A 3,278-nucleotide genomic window follows, 5' to 3' on the forward strand; every position below is an offset into this window, starting at 1 on the left:
GAAAATGTTGAAGTCAAATGAGGAAATGCGGCAACAGGTGAAATCAGATGTATTAGACGCACACCAAAATACGGATTGGTATAGTAGTTTTGAAAAGTTATTACCTAAAATAACTTATGCGGATGTTCAGTATCCAAATATACAGAGCGTTGCACTTCAAATTGTCAAAGGACCAGTATCGTCATCTACGACTGATGGCAACAATCAGTCACTCTTTAGGTCTGATCTTAAGTTAGTGTTGACTTATGTGCCTGACAGTAATCAACCAGAACAAGTATCGTTTGTTGAGAATATGCCAGATACGAATACAGATATGACGGATGAAATCATTACTTCTCAATTCGTCAGGCAGTTATTAGGCGAATATATTTTTGGTGGCAGAGTGGGGTTTGCCCGTTTGACGAAAGATACCATTACGCTGCGCGGGATTAAACTAGTAAAAAAGTAACTGACCAGGGCTATCTTGGAGAAAAGGCATGTGAAACGATAAATGCAAAGGACCGACTCGCATAGTTATCATGTGCTGGTTGGTCCTTTTATTAAGGATTGTTATGCGGGCGGGAGGTTAACTTAGTCCGGATTTTGCTAGCCAGAGCTAACGGATAAAGTGGTATAACTAATGTACATACTGGAAGTACGAGGAGGATAACTGTGATGAAGGCAGTTGTTTTACATGAAATTGATAATTTGGATTCTTTGACTGATGATGAGGTACCAGCACCAACAATTGGTCGGGATGAATTGCTTGTTCAAGCTCACGCGCAGGCGGTTGATCCAGTGGATTATAAAATCGCGGCGGGCATGCTGGGAAGTGAAACACCACTTATCCTTGGCTCAACGGTGGCCGGAGAAGTGATTGCCGTTGGTGAAGCGGTGACCGATTTCAAAGTTGGTGATCGCATTGCCGCCCAAGTTCGGGGTGGCGCTAACTACGCCGAACAGGTCGCTGTCCCCACACATTTTGCAGCCATCATTCCTGCAAACGTGAGTTACGTTGACGCAGCTTCCGTCGTTTTGGGTGGTCAGACAGCCTTACAAGCCATTAATCGTGGCCTTAACGTATCTGCCGGCCAGAAGGTTTTGATTCATGGTGGTTCTGGGGCGGTGGGTTACGTGGCCGTACAATTGGCCATCGCCGCTGGTGCTGAAGTAGCGACAACCGCTTCTGGTTGGGGCGCTGAAATGTTACGGCAACAGTTCCCAAACGTGCAGGTGTTTGATTATCGGGCAGATGATTTCACGACGAGTTTACACGATTTTGATGGCGTTCTTGATACGGTGGGAGCAGATCAGGTGTTGGCCGATTCATACAAAATTTTGAAGCCAAGTGGTAAGTTGGCATCTGTTGTGGCTCGCCAATCTGATGATTCCCGTTTTGTACGCTTGATTAATAAGCCAGAGGGGGCTAACCTGCAGGTCCTATTTAGTAAGTTGGCAGACGGCACCTTGCGAACGGTTATTGACAGTACGTTGCCTTTAAATGCGGAAAACGTCAGAATCGCGTACGCCAAAATTAAGGCTGGTGGATTACACGGTAAGCTTGTGTTCACAGATTAGATTTTAAAATTAGATAATTCTAATCAAACTATTGATTTTTTAATCTCAGTGATTTAAAGTATGACACATACACAAAAAGGAGGCAGTGCACATGACAACTGCAAACATGACAATTTCATTCACTGCTTTCTCAACTATCGCGTGGTGGCGCCGGCGATAGTTGGCTTTTTGTGCGGCTGGCTATCGAATTGATCGATTGATAGCTAGCCGGGATAATACGAGAAATGTGTTGAACGGCTTTAACGATGTTGATGAACATCGTTAGGCCGTTTTTTATTTGCAATCACAGAGGATGAAGACATGATGAAACTAAGACGTAACGTAGGGCTGTTGGCATTAACGCCAGTACTTTTGATTGGCGCAACGGCGCGTGAAGCAATGGCTACGAAAGTTGGTCAACCAGTTAACTGGACGGTGAGTGCGCCGTTAACGACGACTAATCCGTCGGCTGCCAACGATGCGACCGCAGCGGACATTGTGACGCAAATTGGGCAGGGGTTATATCGTTACGATAAGGCAGGGAAACCAGTTTTGGCGGATGCTAAGTCAGTGGTGACATCGGCGGATGGCCGAACAGTCACGTTTAAATTGAAAGCGGGGTTACGTTGGTCGAATGGTGCTAAGTTAACGGCGGCGGATTATGTATATGGGTTTCAGCAAACCGTTAATCCCCGTAACGCTTCAAATAGTGCCACAATTGCAAAAAATATTCATGGCGCGAATGCATTAGTTACTGGGGCAAGTCAAGATTTTGCATCGTTGGGTGTTAAGGCGTTGAACGAGGACACGCTACAGTTACAACTCGATCATCCAATGCCAGCATTGCCCAGTATTCTGACAAGTACCGCTTTTTTTCCACAAAACAAAGCCTTTGAAGATAGGGTGGGGGCTAAATATGGCACGTCAGCCGCCAATTCGATCTCTAATGGGCCATTTGTCCTGCAGCAATGGAATGGGTCGAACACGACCTACGCCCTAACGAAAAATGATCACTATGTTGACCAAAAACAAGTTCGCACGCAGAAAATTACCATTCGCACGATAAAGGATACAACAACCGGCTATAACTTATATCAAGCTGGGGATGTTGATTATACAGTCTTGGGGGCTGATCAAGTGCGAGCCAGTCAACACAAAGCAGATTTTCAGGTTATCAAAACAGGCCGCACGGATTTCATTGGCTTGAATCAGCAGAATAAGTTGCTACAAAACCGGGCCTTACGCAAGGCGTTACAACTAAGCATTAATCGCACTGAATTAAGTAAACGCGTTTTGACTGGTTCTGAGCGACAAGGCCAGACGTTTACCCCGGATGGCGTTGCCCGTAATCCTAAAACGGCGCGTGATTTTGCCAAGGACGCATCACTGTCACAAAATACGGTTTCAGCGAAACAAGCGCAAAAGTTCTTTAGAACGGCGCAAAAAGAATTGGCCGGTCAACAACTTAAGTTGACCTTGCTTTCCGACGACGATGATCAGTCGAAGAAGGAAGCGCAATATATCCAATCACAATTAACAACCCAGTTACCAGCATTAAAAGTGACGATAAAGTCTGAGCCCAAGGCAGCCCGTGTAAAAGCGCAGTTATCACAAAACTACGATATGGTGTTGACGTCATGGGGTGGCGATTATGGTGATCCAATGAGCTTTTTGAATTTATTTACCACAACCTCAGGGCTGAATATTGTGAAATACCAAAATGCGGCTTATGACAAATTATT

The 3,278-nt window shown here is 45.3% G+C and carries 3 protein-coding genes; all 3 read left to right on the forward strand.

Annotated elements, in window-relative coordinates:
* Nucleotides 1–448, forward strand: a 448-nt coding sequence (locus tag WEIDD23_RS05820; protein ID WP_207644207.1) for a hypothetical protein, incomplete at its 5' end; no start/stop codon positions are given.
* 206 nt (nucleotides 449–654) lie between these two features.
* Nucleotides 655–1,557 carry an NADP-dependent oxidoreductase gene (locus WEIDD23_RS05825; RefSeq protein WP_062358832.1) on the forward strand — a complete coding sequence of 301 codons (903 nt, stop codon included), beginning with the start codon at nucleotides 655–657 and terminating at the stop codon, nucleotides 1,555–1,557.
* 300 nt (nucleotides 1,558–1,857) lie between these two features.
* Nucleotides 1,858–3,278 (forward strand): peptide ABC transporter substrate-binding protein (locus WEIDD23_RS05830; RefSeq protein WP_062358833.1); only part of this gene is annotated, 1,421 nt, incomplete at its 3' end.

It is taken from the genome of Weissella sp. DD23 (genome assembly GCF_001579105.1).
Lineage (GTDB): Bacteria > Bacillota > Bacilli > Lactobacillales > Lactobacillaceae > Weissella > Weissella cibaria.

What these genes read in the sequence shown, in the direction of transcription:
- WEIDD23_RS05825 (WP_062358832.1), top strand. Translation starts at nt 655, where the DNA reads ATGAAGGCAGTTGTTTTACATGAAATTGATAATTTGGATTCTTTGACT.